The sequence below is a fragment of the Paenibacillus sp. FSL H7-0942 genome, from assembly GCF_045040715.1.
Classification (GTDB): Bacteria; Bacillota; Bacilli; order Paenibacillales; family Paenibacillaceae; genus Paenibacillus; species Paenibacillus amylolyticus.
Genome location: NZ_CP150279.1, coordinates 52,746 through 66,247 on the forward strand (window position 1 = coordinate 52,746; position 13,502 = coordinate 66,247).

The window sequence follows — 13,502 nt, forward strand, 5'->3', positions numbered from 1 at the left end:
ATAGTCCTGTTCAGGCATGATGAATCATTGAGCCTGGACAGGATAGTCCGGATGGAGGTTTACGTAATGAGTGCAGCTTTAACCGTAGTGGGTCTTGGATCTGGAGATGCAGACCAACTGACCGTAGGTATTATCAAAAAAATGAAACATGCAGCTACGCTGTATGTACGTACCCTGGATCATCCCGTATTGAATGATCTGAAGCAAGAGGGGCTGGAGATGACATCATTTGATGCCATCTATGAGGCGAAGTCCTCCTTCCCCGAAGTATATGATGAGATCGCGAACCAACTGATAGAGGCTGCTCGCAAGGGTGAGGCCGGAACCGAAGTTGTGTATGCCGTTCCGGGTCATCCCATGGTGGCAGAAGCAAGTGTGCGCCTACTCAAAGAGCGTTGTCCGCAGATGGGTATTTCACTGCGTGTGATGGGCGGGGAGAGCTTCCTAGATGAAGCTTTTATACGACTTGGATTCGATCCAATCGAAGGTTTTCAACTCCTGGATGCCAGCAGCCTGAACACAGAACTGGTACAACCACAGTTACATACGTTGATCGGACAAGTCTACGATGTGTTCACTGCTTCAGATGTGAAGCTATGCCTGATGGAGGTTTACCCGGATGATTATCCCGTATTTGTAGGACATGCGTTGGGTGTGCAGGGTCAGGAGGTCATTCACAAGATCCCATTGCACGAACTGGACCGGATCGAAGGGTACGGCAATCTGTCACTGATCTATGTACCGAAGAACACTGATGATGCCCTGCGTCGCCGTTCCTTTGCGCGTTTGCATGAGATCGTCAATATTCTTCGCAGTCCGGGTGGCTGTCCATGGGATCAGGAGCAGACACATCAATCCATTCGCAAAAACCTGATTGAAGAGACCTACGAGGTCATTGAGACGATCGATGAGGATGACCCCGACCATATGAAAGAAGAGCTGGGTGATCTGCTGCTGCAGATTTTATTGCACTCCCAGATGGAAGAAGAAGTGGGCACATTTAATGTGTATGATGTCATCGAAGGTTTGAATGATAAGCTGATCTTCCGCCATCCACATGTTTTTGGCGATAATCAGGCAAAAGATGCGAATGAAGCTCTTCAGAACTGGGAACAGATGAAGGCAGAGGAGAAGAAGCGCAAAGGCCAGGATCAGCAGAAAGTTTCCGTGCTGGATGGTATACCGCGTGACTTGCCTGCATTGATGAAGGGATACAAGTTACAGAAGAAAGCAGCCAAAGTAGGCTTTGACTGGGATGATGTTGAAGGTGTGTTTGCCAAGATCGAGGAAGAACTGGCGGAGTTGAAAGAAGCGGTGCAACAAGGCCAGTCTGCGGAAGAACGGAAGCTCGAACTGGGTGATTTATTATTCGCAGCCGCAAACGTTGCAAGATTCATCGATACGGACCCGGAAGAGGCGCTTGCTGCGACCAACCGCAAGTTTGTCGGGAGGTTCCAGTACATCGAGGAGCGTTTGCGTGAACAGGGAAGAACACCAGCAGATAGCAATGTAGAAGAGATGGAGCAATTCTGGCAGGATGCGAAGAAGGCAGGATTATAACGGGTTCAATTTTCTGGGAAATACCGATAAACCTTATTCCATCATGTTATGCAGTGTGTTATGATATACGAACATGTGTTCATCTATGTTGACTGGGATAGGTGTTTAGCGACGGATGGTTTCGGGTACTGGTCTTAGACTGTTACCTGCGGACCATCGACAAAAAGCTAAAAAAAGTCGCGGACTAAGGCAGGATTTCAGATGCCAAGCCAGAATACATGTGTAGTGACCTAACGCGAATCAGCGGCAATCGATGTATTGTCAGGAATCGCAGATACTTTTTTTTCAATTTGGGAGGCTTTTAAAAATGAACAAAACAGATCTGATTAACAACATTTCAACCAAAAGTGGTTTGACTAAAAAAGACGTTGAGTCCGTATTGAACGGCTTTTTGGGAGAAATTACAGATGCACTTGCCAGCGGAGACAAAGTACAATTGATCGGCTTTGGCACTTTTGAGACCCGCAAACGTTCCGGTCGTACCGGACGTAACCCACAAACAGGGAATGAAATCGTGATTCCTGAGTCCACTGTTCCTGCATTCAAAGCAGGCAACAAACTTAAAGAAGCCGTAAAATAATGCGTCTTGATAAATTCCTGAAGGTCTCCCGGCTAATCAAACGCCGCACTGTGGCCAAGGACGTCTCTGAACAGGGACGTGTTCTGGTGAACGGACGTGAAGCTAAGCCCAGCGCCGCTGTCAAAGTGGGCGATGAGCTGACGGTTCAGTTCGGTCAGAAACTGGTCACTGTGAGGGTGGAACGAATTGCCGAGAGTACCAAGAAGGATGAGGCGAGCAGCCTCTACACCTTGGTGAAGGAAGAGCCGATCGCCAAGGATAACGGAATGAACTGGTAACAGTACATCTGGTATTAAATATTCATTCAATGCAAGTTGAATCGAAACGTCCTCCTGTAACAGGGAAGGGCGTTTTTGTTTTTACTGGATGCCGGGTTATTTGTTCAACAACGCTGGTTCTATTCCAACCTCCACACCCATAAGCTAGGTGTAAGAAGGAGGGGTACATGCCATGGTTGAGCACGGTAAGGCCAAACAGCATCATCTGAGCATGCAGAATCGGAAACTGCTGGATCTGACGGGTGTCTCCAACGTGGAGAGCTTCGACAGTGAGGAATTTTTGCTGCAGACTGAACTTGGGCATCTGACCATCCGGGGGCACAATTTACATATCAAAAACCTGAGCCTGGAGGAAGGTCTGTTATCCATTGAAGGCACAGTCAGTTCGCTCCAATATCTGGACCCCGGTTCCCAGTCCAAAAATGGTAAAGGCCTGTTTGGCAAGATGTTCCGATGAGTCCGGATACTCAATGGATCACATTGATGTGGATGCTTACCTCGGGGGTCGTGATGGGAATGGCCTACGACAGTTACCGGGTACTGTCCGGACAGCTGCGGTTTCCGAGATGGAGTATTCACACGCTCGATCTGTTGTACTGGGTTGCTTCCGCGCTGTTCGTTTTTCGGATGCTATACGCCGGAAACCACGGACAGTTGCGGTTTTATGTCTTTTTGGGGCTGATTATAGGGGTTTGCTTCTATTTTTGGCTTTTAAGTGTTACAACCCAGCGTTTTGTGGTAATGTTAATTAAACTCGCAAGAACGCTGATTCATTGGTGTGGACATATCCTTAACATCCTGATCGTTATGCCGGCTAAAGGAATTTATAAGTTAATTCGCGTATTATTCGGTTTTGTAATTGCGATACTATTATTCCTGGGCAGGCTGGTGCTGCAATGTTTGGTACCTTTCGGCAAGTTGTTCCGCTGGATGTTTAGGCCGCTCCTGAAACATTGGGTAACGCCACGCTTCATGATCCGTGTGGGTACAAGAATTGCAGCGATGTGGAAACGCTGGTTTTAAGGAGGTCCGTAATGGGTAAAACACCTGTGGGCAGATCAAAGGCTCCAACTAACCAAGGAAAATCTGCTGGTGCAAAAAGGCGCCTCATGCTTTGGATGACGTTTATGATTGTATTTGTAATATGGGCAGGATATACATTCCTTGTGCAGACTGCACAAATTTCGGACAAGAGTTCTCATCTGGCCACTCAGCAAGCTTCAAAGGAAGATACGTTGAAGAAGCTGGAACAGTTGAAGTACGAAGTCAGCCGGTTGAATGACCCTGAATACATAGGACAGCTGGCACGGAAAAAAGGATATTATCTTCCTGAGGAAACGCCGATCCAGGTTGAAGAGTCAGGGAACTGATGGAATTCGGTCTATTACCGAGCTAGGTTTGTTATCCGTGTGTCTGAAGCCGTTAAACCGGAAAAAATAGGCTCTCTGATGGGGTAGTGTTCAGTTGACCTTGGTTTATGGCATAAGGTATAATTACATTAGCGCAGCATTGATTTTGGCATTCAAAAAATCGGGTTGTATATTTTTAAGGGAGGATCATTTTATTCTATGGCAATTGAAGTGGGCACCAAGTTAGAGGGCAAGGTGACAGGAATCACGCATTTTGGAGCATTTGTGGATCTGTCAGGAGGTGTCACGGGTCTCGTTCACATCTCGGAAATCGCCGACAATTATGTCAAAGATGTCAACGACCACCTGAAGCTGAATGACCTCGTTACAGTGAAGGTTATCAACGTTGACAAGGATGGCAAGATCGGACTTTCCATTAAGCAAGCTGTTGACAAACCGGTTGAGCAACAAACCCAATCTAGACCCCCGAGAGCTCCTAGACCGGAACGCAGTGGAGGAGATCGCGAACGATTCAGCGGCGGAGGCCCAAGTGGTGGCCAAGGTCGTGGTGGTGGCGGCGGTGGATTTAACCGTGGTGACCGCGGAGGCCGTTCTTTCAAGCCCGCAGCAGGCAAACCTTCATTTGAGGATAAAATGTCACGCTTCCTGAAAGATAGTGAAGAGCGGATCTCTTCGCTTAAGAAGAACACAGAAGGCAAACGCGGAGGCCGTGGAGCCAAGCGTGTGTAATCTGTCACAACCTGATCTAAACATATAAGTAAAACCGTTAGCCCATGGGCTAACGGTTTTTTTGCGTTTATTTCACAGATAAGTAGTTGAATAGCTTTTTTTGTAAGGTGAAGCTCCATATCCCCAGTTTTTCTGCACGGCAAAATGAAACCATAAGAACATTTGTCGTCTACCATTTTTTACCGACAGGTTTCCGTGGCATTCCACAGTTATCCTGCTCAAATGGTGGCGAGACCAAACCATCTCCGGTTCAAAATCAGACATTCCGATTGTCGGAATCAAGTAGGAGAATGAATGAAACCACAATAAGGCCGGGGGTTTCGCTCCACCGCGCCAGGCTTGTTTCTTTTGTCGTAAACTTTTTGGACCCTGCCCACCTATTCTGACAAACTACGTCTTCTAATCTATCTATAATCAGAACCATCGAGAACGAAACACGAAAATTCAAATTAATCGAATGGGGTGCCTTGAGGATGATGGAAAAGTGGAATGTCATTCAATTTCCGGGAATGAAAGCAGGTAAAGGAGGTACGGAAGCTCGGGAGGAGCTGTCGGTACGTCTGAAACAATGGCTTGGCTCCCGCAAGGCTGTCCAGATGGTTGCTTCCCGCAAATGGGTACTGCTGCTTACGTTTATGGGGTTCCTGCTCGGAAAGGCAATGATCCTGAATGAGTTATCTCCCTTTGCCATTGCTTACTTCGCTGTAATTGCTTTCATGCGCAGGGATTACATCATTCCGGTAGGCGCTGCACTTCTCGCAGGCAGTCTCTTTGCACCGTTTCCAGTACCACTCATTGTTGCATCGGAGATCGCCATCTTTTATCTGCTCTTCCGGGGTCTGGAGTCATATGATCGTGCTGAATTATCTTATGCACCAACGATGGTGTTTACGACTACATTTATGGTCAAGTTATTCGCGGTTGTGATCGGACCATCCTTCAGCTGGTACGCGATGCTGATGCTCACGATGGATTCGGTATTAAGTTTCGTGCTCACCCTTGTTTTTATACAAGCCATACCGATCTTCACCTACCGCAAAAAAAAGTTCAGCCTAAAGAACGAGGAGATCCTCTGCCTGATCATATTGCTCGCTTCCGTTATGACGGGAGCCGTAGGGTGGACCATTCAGTCTTTATCCGTCGAGCATATGCTCTCCCGTTATCTCATATTAATCTTTGCGCTGGTGGGCGGAGCCCCCCTTGGAGCCTCAGTTGGGGTCATTACCGGCTTGATTCTGAGTCTGGCTGACATGTCAGCGGTGTATCAGATGAGCCTGCTTGCTTTTGCCGGGATGCTGGCGGGTATGCTTCGAGAAGGCAAACGTGCGGCGGTTGCACTGGGCATGCTGCTGGGTTCGTCCATTCTATCCATATATCTGGGAGGACCGGGCGATGTGATGAACTCATTATGGGAGACGTGTGCAGCTATCGTACTATTCATGTTAACACCTAAAAGCCTGATGACGGCGATATCCAAATATGTACCGGGTACGCAGGATCATACCAAATCGCAGCATGAGTATGCCAAACGGATACGGGATATCACGGCAGAACGGGTAACCCGGTTCTCACAGGTATTCCGTCAATTGTCACGTAGCTTTGATCAGATGTCCGGTGCAGGGGAGCAGGTACAGAAAGAAGGTGGAATGGACCATTTCATGAATGCGGTTGCCGAGAGCACATGTGCAAGCTGCTTCAAGCGTACACAATGCTGGGATGCGAAGTTTATTCAAACCTACAAATATATGACGGACGTGATGAGTACGATTGAAGGAAACCCGGAGATCTCAGGCAAGCAGATTCCAGTGGACTGGAACAGGGTATGTGCGAAACCGGAAGAGGTCCTTGAAGTCATGCGTGCCCAGTATGGACTGCATCAACATAACATGCAATGGAAGCGTCAAATTATCGATAGCCGGCAGCTGGTTGCAGAGCAATTGTCCGGTGTATCTCAGGTCATGGAGGACCTGGCCAAAGAAATTCAGCGGGAAAGTGATGAGATGGTACAGCAGGAGGAGCAGATTCGGGACGCACTGGAGTCACTGGGCTTGTCCATTCACTCCATTGAGATCATCAATCTGGAAGCGGGCAATGTAGAGATTGAGATTGTACATGCATATACACGTGGATTCGATGAGTGCCGGAAAATGATTGCTCCGCTGATTTCGGATGTACTGGACGAGCATATTGCCGTCTTGCATGAGACCTTGACCGATCCTCGTCAGGGACTGGCAACCGTCACGTTTGGTTCGGCCAAAACGTTCGAGGTAACCACGGGTGTTGCTGCCGCCGCAAAAGGGGGAGATGTGATGTCAGGCGACAGCTTCAGTACGGTTGAGTTAGGCAATGGTACATTTGCAGTGGCGCTCAGTGATGGAATGGGCAATGGAGAACGGGCACGCATGGAGAGCAGCGCGGCGCTGAACATACTGGAACAGTTGTTACAATCCGGCATGGACGAGAAACTGGCGATCAAATCCGTGAACTCCGTTCTGATGCTGCGCTCCCCTGAAGAGATGTATGCCACTGTGGATATGGCACTGATTGATGAATATACGGCAGAGACCACGTTTATGAAAATCGGATCGACGCCAAGTTTTATAAAACGAGGACAGGAGGTTATTCAGGTTTCGGCCAGCAATTTGCCAATCGGTATTATTAAAGATATTGAAGTGGATCTGGTGACGGTACAGCTTCAGCCGGGGGATATCCTCATTATGATGACGGATGGCATCTATGATGCACCGGGGTATGCAGTGAACAAAGAGTTATGGATGAAACGGCTCATTCAAGAGATTGATACAGATGATCCGCAAGATTTGGCCGATTGCCTGCTTGAAAGTGTCATAAGATATCAGCAGCATGAGATATTGGATGATATGACCGTCGTTGTTGGAAAAGTAGAGCATTTCCGCCCTGAATGGGCCACACTGCGTGTGCCTGGCATCAACCGAATGGAGCGTCCACGGACCGTCAGTTAATTGCATATTCTTCTGTTTGAAGTCTCTTCATTCTGGCAATGCTAGTCATAGAGTTGGAGAGTAACGAATAACGGAGGGATATCGGATGAAGCAAATCTTATTGATCACCGACGGTTGTTCCAATGTAGGACCAAGTCCAGTGCTGGCAGCGGCCGAAGCGCTGGAAGAGGGGATTACGGTTAATGTGGTTGGCGTGATTGATTATGGAACCATTGGTGAGTTGGGTAGCCGGGAGATTGAGGATATTGCCAGAGCTGGAGGTGGAATCAGCCAAATTGTAGGTACACGTCAGCTTGCCCATACGATGCAGATGATGACAAGGAAAACGGTGGTTCAGACCATTCAGCAGGCGGTTAATAGAGAGTTAACACAAATTTTGGGAGAGAAGGAGCCCAAAACAGTAACCGATCTGGAGCCTGCACAACGCGCTCGGGTCGTGGAAGTGATGGATGATATGGCTGAAACTACAACGTTACAGGTTATATTGCTAATCGACGTCAGTGCCAGCATGAAGCCCAAACTGGCTGCGGTAGAAGAAGGCATTCGCGATTTAATGTTAAGTTTGCAGGCGCGTATAGGTCAAAGCAAGCTTTCCGTATTTCATTTTCCGGGACGACACAGTGGAGAAGATGCGGTAATGGATATTGACTGGACAACGGATCCAGGCCGTGTTCGGTCCTTGTTTGGAAGGTTGCAGATGAAGGGTGCAACGCCGACAGGTCCTGCAATTCAGAAGGTGATTGATTTTTACCGTTATGGTACACTGGAGAAACAGCAGGAAATAGAAGGGAACTATCGCATTGAAAGAGAAGGGATGCTCGGTGACAACGTTGTCTGACGCCTCTTTCCCGCCAGGAACAGTGGTTACAGGGAAATGGAATCGCAGTCGTTACACGATTCGGAAGCTACTGGGCAAAGGAGCTAATGGCATCGTTTTTCTTGTCCAACGGGGTGAAAATGGCAAACACTATGCGCTAAAAATGGGATTTGATCCGGTTGATCTGCAATCGGAAGTTAATGTGCTCAAATCTTTTCAACTACAGCGTAATCATGAGGCCCTTCGGCAGAGCGGCATTCCTTCCTATCTTAAAGATGTGGATGATTATGCCGTTCGTGGCCGGGATATTCCCTTTTATGTGATGCGTTACGTTAGAGGTGAGGCACTTCATCACTTTATTCGGCGTCAGGGGACAGACTGGACACTTCTGGTGGGACTTAGACTCTTGCAGAAGCTGGCACAATTGCATCAGGCGGGATGGGTGTTTGGTGATCTCAAACCTCAGAATGTGTTGGTATCCGACTATGGGCAGGTGGAATTGATCGACTACGGCGGAGTTACGTCGATTGGTCGAAGCGTCAAACAGTTCACTGAATGGTATGATCGGGGTTTCTGGAATGCAGGTAGCCGTACGGCAGATGGTACCTATGATGTATTTGCATTTGCATTATTGTTGATTCATGTACTTGAAGCAGACGCGCTCAAGGCACTGGCAGCCGAAGGATTACCGCAACTGCGAAGTGTGAATCAGCTCGTAGCACTGGTGGAGCGCAGTGAACGACTGGGTCCTTTTCGCAATTGGACGACTCAGGCATTACGAGGTCAGTTTCGTGATGCAGGCCATGCGGCACAAGGGTGGAAGGAAATGATGGCACGCCCCACGCCTCTCCGCCGTCGTTCCAAAAGTACAACACCGCGCTGGCTTATGAACGCATTCGCTGTATCTGTGATATTACTTATTGGAGTGCTCATCTATGCACTACTTTTCTGATCTGTGAGAGTGCATATACATAACGCAAGGAATGAGGAACAGGTATGGAGGCTTTACGCTGGAACATGCTGGTGAAGAACGTGCTGGATGCAGCGGAAGAGCATCAGTTATGGGTTCCCGGGGATCGGATTGTCGTCGCAGTATCGGGCGGGCCGGACTCGGTAGCTTTTTTGCATATCATGCACGAGATTAGCAAGCGGCATGTGCCACTTGAATTGATCTGTGCCCACGTGCATCATGGCTTCCGGAGTGAATCTGATGATGAAGCGGAGAAAATGATGGAACTGGCACAACAGCTTGGTATTACATTTGAATGGACCAAGGCCGATGTACCTTCATATATGGAGCTTACGGGTCAGGGACCACAGGAAGCAGCCCGCAACAAGCGATATGCCTTTCTTCATGAAGTGGCTTCCAAATATAATGCAGCAAGCATCGCTTTGGCACATCATGCGGATGATCAGGCAGAGACGGTCATGCTTCATTTGCTTCGTGGAACCGGCTTGCCGGGACTCTCAGGAATGAAGTTTAAAAGACGAGAAAAAAATGTGGAACTTATTCGTCCATGCCTTCGTATAAACAAGACAGACCTTGTAGAAGCTTGTAATACCCAGGGTTTTATGTATTTCAATGATGAGAGCAACGCCCTGCGTAAATATCGGCGTAATGCCATTCGCTTGGATGTGCTTCCTTTTTTGGGGCAGTATAATGGACAACTCACGCCGTCATTGAATCGGCTTGCCGAAATTGTGGGTGATGAAGACGATTTCATGGAGCAGAGTGCATATGACACATACAGGTGTCTAGTGCAGGTGAACGGCGGAAGGCAAACCTTTGAGGTGCCTTCCTTCTTGAAGTTACATGTCGCTTTACAACGAAGGTTGATTAAACTAATATTGAATTATCTGCCTTTGGACAGTGATTTTGTCGACTTTACCCGTATAGAAACCATTCGGCGCAAGGTCATGGAGACCCATGTGACGACCTGGAGCCTGGATATAGGACAGACACTCGCCTGCACTCGGGAGTATAATCTGATTTCTTTTGGCATACGGACGGACGTACAGGATCAATCTTACGAGTATCGTCTTGCGCAATGGAGTGGAACTTATGAGCTTTCACTCACCCCAATTAACCGGTATATTCGGTTGATGACGGTGAGTCCCGAGGACTATCATGTACCGGAATCGGCGGATCAAGCCGCGTTTGATGCGGATCAACTGCTTATGCCGCTGGTTGTGCGTTCACGGTTACCTGGAGATACCATGAAAGTGATGGGATTAAACGGAAGCAAAAAGGTGAAAAATATTTTCATCGATGAGAAAATCCCCCCATCTGTCCGTCCACGTATTCCTGTGGTATGTGATGGAGCAGGTCATATCATCTGGTTACCGGGTGTTCGACGGTCCAGTGTGGCTCCTGTCAGGGAGGGCACTTCCGCAATCCTGTACATGACTGTAGGCGATTCAGCGATTCAGGGGTAGTGGTTATGGTTCAGGTAAGGCTTTCATAGTATAACTTAGGAGGTTCGCACAGTTGCAGAACGACATTCAGGAAGTATTGATCAGTGAAGAAGAAATTCAGAGTAAAGTCAAGGAATTAGGCGCAACACTAAGTGCCGAATATGCAAATCGCAATCCTTTGGTCATTTGTGTGCTCAAGGGTGCGTTTATATTTATGGCTGATTTGGTTAAAAACATAACGGTACCTGTTGAAATGGATTTTATGGCGGTATCCAGTTACGGCGCTTCCACCAAGTCATCAGGTGTTGTCAAAATCATTAAGGATCTGGATGTATCCGTAGAAGGACGGGAAGTTCTGATTGTCGAAGATATTATCGACAGCGGACTTACACTCAGCTATCTGATTGAACTGCTAGAAAACCGCGGTGCCGAGTCGGTGCGAGTGGTTACGCTGTTCGACAAGCCTTCAGGCCGTAAAGTTGAGTTGGAAGCTCATTACACAGGCTTTGACATTCCTGACGCGTTCATCGTTGGTTACGGTTTGGATTTTGCGGAGAAGTACCGGAACCTGCCCTATATCGGGATTTTGAAGCCGGAAGTCTATAGTAGCTAATATCCTGCCCGACCCAAGCCTTGAGCTGTTCTTGGCTTCTGTTGAGAAGCCATGTCGGGCTATGTTAAAATAATTAAAGTGTCTCGAGAGGAGGTAGGGGATGAATCGGTTCATCCGGAATTCTGGTTTTTATTTGATTCTTTTTTTAGTTGTGGTGGGGATAGTCCAGTTCGTCAGCAATGGCGGCGAAGCCACCGATAATCCTAGATATGATCAGTTGCGTGCAGCGATCAAAGCCAACAATGTCTCTGAATTGACGGTTCAATTCAACGGTCAAACGTATCTCGTGACCGGTCAATACAAGAAGGCACCTGATGGCGCCAAATCAGAAAATTTCTCAACGTATATTCCTCCTACGGATGAGGCAATTAGTGAGCTTGTAGCTGCAAGTGAAACTAACAATTTCCAATATCATCAGGAGCCAATGAAAGGTGACAGCATCTGGTTGACGTTGCTGACTTCCTTTATTCCTTTGATCATTATGTTCCTGCTGTTCTTCTTCCTGTTTAATCAGGCTCAAGGCGGCGGCGGTAAAGTAATGAACTTTGGTAAAAGCCGTGCTCGTCTCTACAACGAAGAGAAGAAGCGGGTTACATTTGAAGATGTTGCGGGTGCTGACGAAGAGAAACAGGAACTTGTTGAGGTTGTAGACTTCCTCAAGGACCCTCGTAAATTCGCAGCAGTAGGTGCGCGGATTCCTAAGGGCGTATTGCTCGTAGGGCCTCCAGGTACCGGTAAAACATTGCTCGCTCGTGCCGTAGCCGGTGAAGCGGGTGTACCATTCTTCACTATTTCAGGTTCCGACTTCGTGGAAATGTTTGTCGGTGTCGGTGCATCACGTGTACGTGATTTGTTTGAAAATGCGAAGAAAAATGCCCCATGTATCATCTTTATCGATGAGATTGATGCTGTAGGACGTCAGCGTGGTGCTGGTCTCGGTGGTGGTCACGATGAACGTGAACAGACACTCAACCAGTTGCTCGTTGAGATGGACGGATTCGGAGTTAATGAAGGTATTATCATCATAGCCGCAACGAACCGTGCAGATATTTTGGACCCTGCCTTGCTGCGTCCTGGACGTTTTGACCGTCAAATTACGGTTGACCGCCCTGATGTAAGAGGTCGTGAAGCTGTCCTGAAAGTACATTCCCGTAATAAACCACTGACCAAAGATGTGAAGATGGATATTATCGCGAAGCGTACAACAGGTTTCTCTGGTGCGGATTTGGAAAATCTCTTGAACGAAGCGGCATTGCTTGCAGCGCGTCGTAACCGTAAAGATATTTCCATGAAGGAAGTTGACGAAGCGATTGACCGTGTCATCGTTGGTACGGAGAAGAAAAGCCGTGTCATCAGTGATCGCGAGAAACGAATCGTTGCTTATCACGAAGCAGGTCATACCATTGTTGGATACTTCCTCGAACATGCTGATATGGTACATAAAGTGACCATTATTCCGCGCGGACGTGCGGGTGGATATGTAATCATGTTGCCAAAAGAAGACCGTATGCTGGTTACCAAGCAGGAATTGCTGGATAAAGTAACCGGACTTCTCGGGGGTCGTGTAGCTGAAGAATTGTTCATCGGAGAAATTGGTACTGGTGCATACAGTGACTTCCAGCAAGCGACAGGTATTGTTCGCAGCATGGTTATGGAATACGGTATGAGTGAGAAATTGGGACCTATGCAATTCGGAAGTTCACAAGGACAGGTATTCCTTGGTCGGGATATCGGTCATGAACAGAATTACTCAGATTCCATTGCTTACGAGATTGATCAGGAAATGCAACGCTTTATCAATGACTGTTATGAGAAGTGTAAGGACTTGCTTGTTAAACATTCAAAAGAGATGCACCTGATCGCTCAAACTTTGCTTGAGGTTGAGACTTTGGAAATGGATCAGATCAAGCAATTGATCGAAACAGGTTCTTTGACTCCAAAAGCAGAGAATGACAATGATGGTGAAGGCACACCATCTGAAGGCGGAGAGCCAATCATCGACACCATCGGTGATGTGCGTGTTCGTATTCAAGGTAAAGATGAAACGCCTGAGCCACCAGCCGGAGATATTCCAAACGAAGCTCCTAATCTGGAAAAGGGTAATAACAATAACCCGGATGATGGCGGAACTAAGCCAACGTCTTAATGCACAATACATC

13 protein-coding genes are annotated in these 13,502 nt (G+C 47.7%); all 13 read left to right on the plus strand.

Going from position 1 to position 13,502, the window contains the following annotated elements:
- Positions 1-66: 66 nt before the first annotated feature.
- The 13 genes from mazG (at position 67) to ftsH (ending at position 13,489) form a co-directional block, all read left to right on the plus strand.
- Positions 67-1,560, plus strand: a complete 1,494-nt coding sequence (gene mazG, locus MHI48_RS00245) for a nucleoside triphosphate pyrophosphohydrolase (protein WP_405142704.1) — start codon at positions 67-69, stop codon at positions 1,558-1,560.
- A gap of 307 nt (positions 1,561-1,867) precedes the next feature.
- A complete protein-coding gene (locus MHI48_RS00250) occupies positions 1,868-2,140 on the plus strand; it encodes an HU family DNA-binding protein (RefSeq protein ID WP_017691362.1) in 273 nt (90 codons plus the stop codon).
- Positions 2,140-2,418, plus strand: coding sequence for an RNA-binding S4 domain-containing protein (locus MHI48_RS00255; RefSeq protein ID WP_017691361.1), 279 nt, complete (start codon positions 2,140-2,142; stop codon positions 2,416-2,418). The genes MHI48_RS00250 and MHI48_RS00255 overlap by 1 nt, the downstream gene beginning before the upstream one ends.
- A 172-nt stretch (positions 2,419-2,590) precedes the next feature.
- Positions 2,591-2,875, plus strand: a complete 285-nt coding sequence (gene yabP / locus MHI48_RS00260) for a sporulation protein YabP (RefSeq protein ID WP_036606119.1) — start codon at positions 2,591-2,593, stop codon at positions 2,873-2,875.
- Positions 2,872-3,441 carry a spore cortex biosynthesis protein YabQ gene (gene yabQ / locus MHI48_RS00265; RefSeq protein WP_017691359.1) on the plus strand — a complete coding sequence of 190 codons (570 nt, stop codon included), beginning with the start codon at positions 2,872-2,874 and terminating at the stop codon, positions 3,439-3,441. Before yabP ends, yabQ begins: the two co-directional genes overlap by 4 nt.
- Positions 3,442-3,452: 11 nt before the next feature.
- Positions 3,453-3,788 (plus strand): septum formation initiator family protein, encoded by a 336-nt coding sequence (locus MHI48_RS00270; RefSeq protein ID WP_017691358.1) that lies wholly within the window; start codon positions 3,453-3,455, stop codon positions 3,786-3,788.
- 198 nt (positions 3,789-3,986) lie between these two features.
- A complete protein-coding gene (locus MHI48_RS00275; RefSeq protein WP_017691357.1) occupies positions 3,987-4,517 on the plus strand; it encodes a S1 domain-containing RNA-binding protein in 531 nt (176 codons plus the stop codon).
- Positions 4,518-4,990: 473 nt separating this feature from the next.
- The gene (spoIIE, locus tag MHI48_RS00280) at positions 4,991-7,498 is read left to right on the plus strand and encodes a stage II sporulation protein E (RefSeq protein WP_405142706.1); all 2,508 of its coding nucleotides are present in this window, start codon (positions 4,991-4,993) and stop codon (positions 7,496-7,498) included.
- Positions 7,499-7,583: 85 nt separating this feature from the next.
- Entirely contained in the window at positions 7,584-8,336 is a 753-nt protein-coding gene (locus MHI48_RS00285; protein ID WP_405142708.1) for a VWA domain-containing protein, read from the plus strand.
- Positions 8,320-9,267 (plus strand): protein kinase domain-containing protein, encoded by a 948-nt coding sequence (locus tag MHI48_RS00290; protein WP_036606117.1) that lies wholly within the window; start codon positions 8,320-8,322, stop codon positions 9,265-9,267. Before MHI48_RS00285 ends, MHI48_RS00290 begins: the two co-directional genes overlap by 17 nt.
- Before the next feature lie 44 nt (positions 9,268-9,311).
- A complete protein-coding gene (tilS, locus tag MHI48_RS00295) occupies positions 9,312-10,751 on the plus strand; it encodes a tRNA lysidine(34) synthetase TilS (protein ID WP_405142711.1) in 1,440 nt (479 codons plus the stop codon).
- A 52-nt stretch (positions 10,752-10,803) separates the two neighbouring features.
- Complete coding sequence (gene hpt, locus MHI48_RS00300) at positions 10,804-11,343, plus strand: hypoxanthine phosphoribosyltransferase (protein WP_017691352.1); 540 nt, start codon at positions 10,804-10,806, stop codon at positions 11,341-11,343.
- 100 nt (positions 11,344-11,443) lie between these two features.
- The gene (gene ftsH, locus MHI48_RS00305; RefSeq protein ID WP_341005676.1) at positions 11,444-13,489 is read left to right on the plus strand and encodes an ATP-dependent zinc metalloprotease FtsH; all 2,046 of its coding nucleotides are present in this window, start codon (positions 11,444-11,446) and stop codon (positions 13,487-13,489) included.
- Positions 13,490-13,502: the final 13 nt, after the last annotated feature.

Coding starts and splice junctions, on each gene's coding strand:
- mazG (WP_405142704.1), top strand. CDS start 67: ATGAGTGCAGCTTTAACCGTAGTGGGTCTTGGATCTGGAGATGCAGAC.
- MHI48_RS00250 (WP_017691362.1), top strand. CDS start 1,868: ATGAACAAAACAGATCTGATTAACAACATTTCAACCAAAAGTGGTTTG.
- MHI48_RS00255 (WP_017691361.1), top strand. CDS start 2,140: ATGCGTCTTGATAAATTCCTGAAGGTCTCCCGGCTAATCAAACGCCGC.
- yabP (WP_036606119.1), top strand. CDS start 2,591: ATGGTTGAGCACGGTAAGGCCAAACAGCATCATCTGAGCATGCAGAAT.
- yabQ (WP_017691359.1), top strand. CDS start 2,872: ATGAGTCCGGATACTCAATGGATCACATTGATGTGGATGCTTACCTCG.
- MHI48_RS00270 (WP_017691358.1), top strand. CDS start 3,453: ATGGGTAAAACACCTGTGGGCAGATCAAAGGCTCCAACTAACCAAGGA.
- MHI48_RS00275 (WP_017691357.1), top strand. CDS start 3,987: ATGGCAATTGAAGTGGGCACCAAGTTAGAGGGCAAGGTGACAGGAATC.
- spoIIE (WP_405142706.1), top strand. CDS start 4,991: ATGATGGAAAAGTGGAATGTCATTCAATTTCCGGGAATGAAAGCAGGT.
- MHI48_RS00285 (WP_405142708.1), top strand. CDS start 7,584: ATGAAGCAAATCTTATTGATCACCGACGGTTGTTCCAATGTAGGACCA.
- tilS (WP_405142711.1), top strand. CDS start 9,312: ATGGAGGCTTTACGCTGGAACATGCTGGTGAAGAACGTGCTGGATGCA.
- ftsH (WP_341005676.1), top strand. CDS start 11,444: ATGAATCGGTTCATCCGGAATTCTGGTTTTTATTTGATTCTTTTTTTA.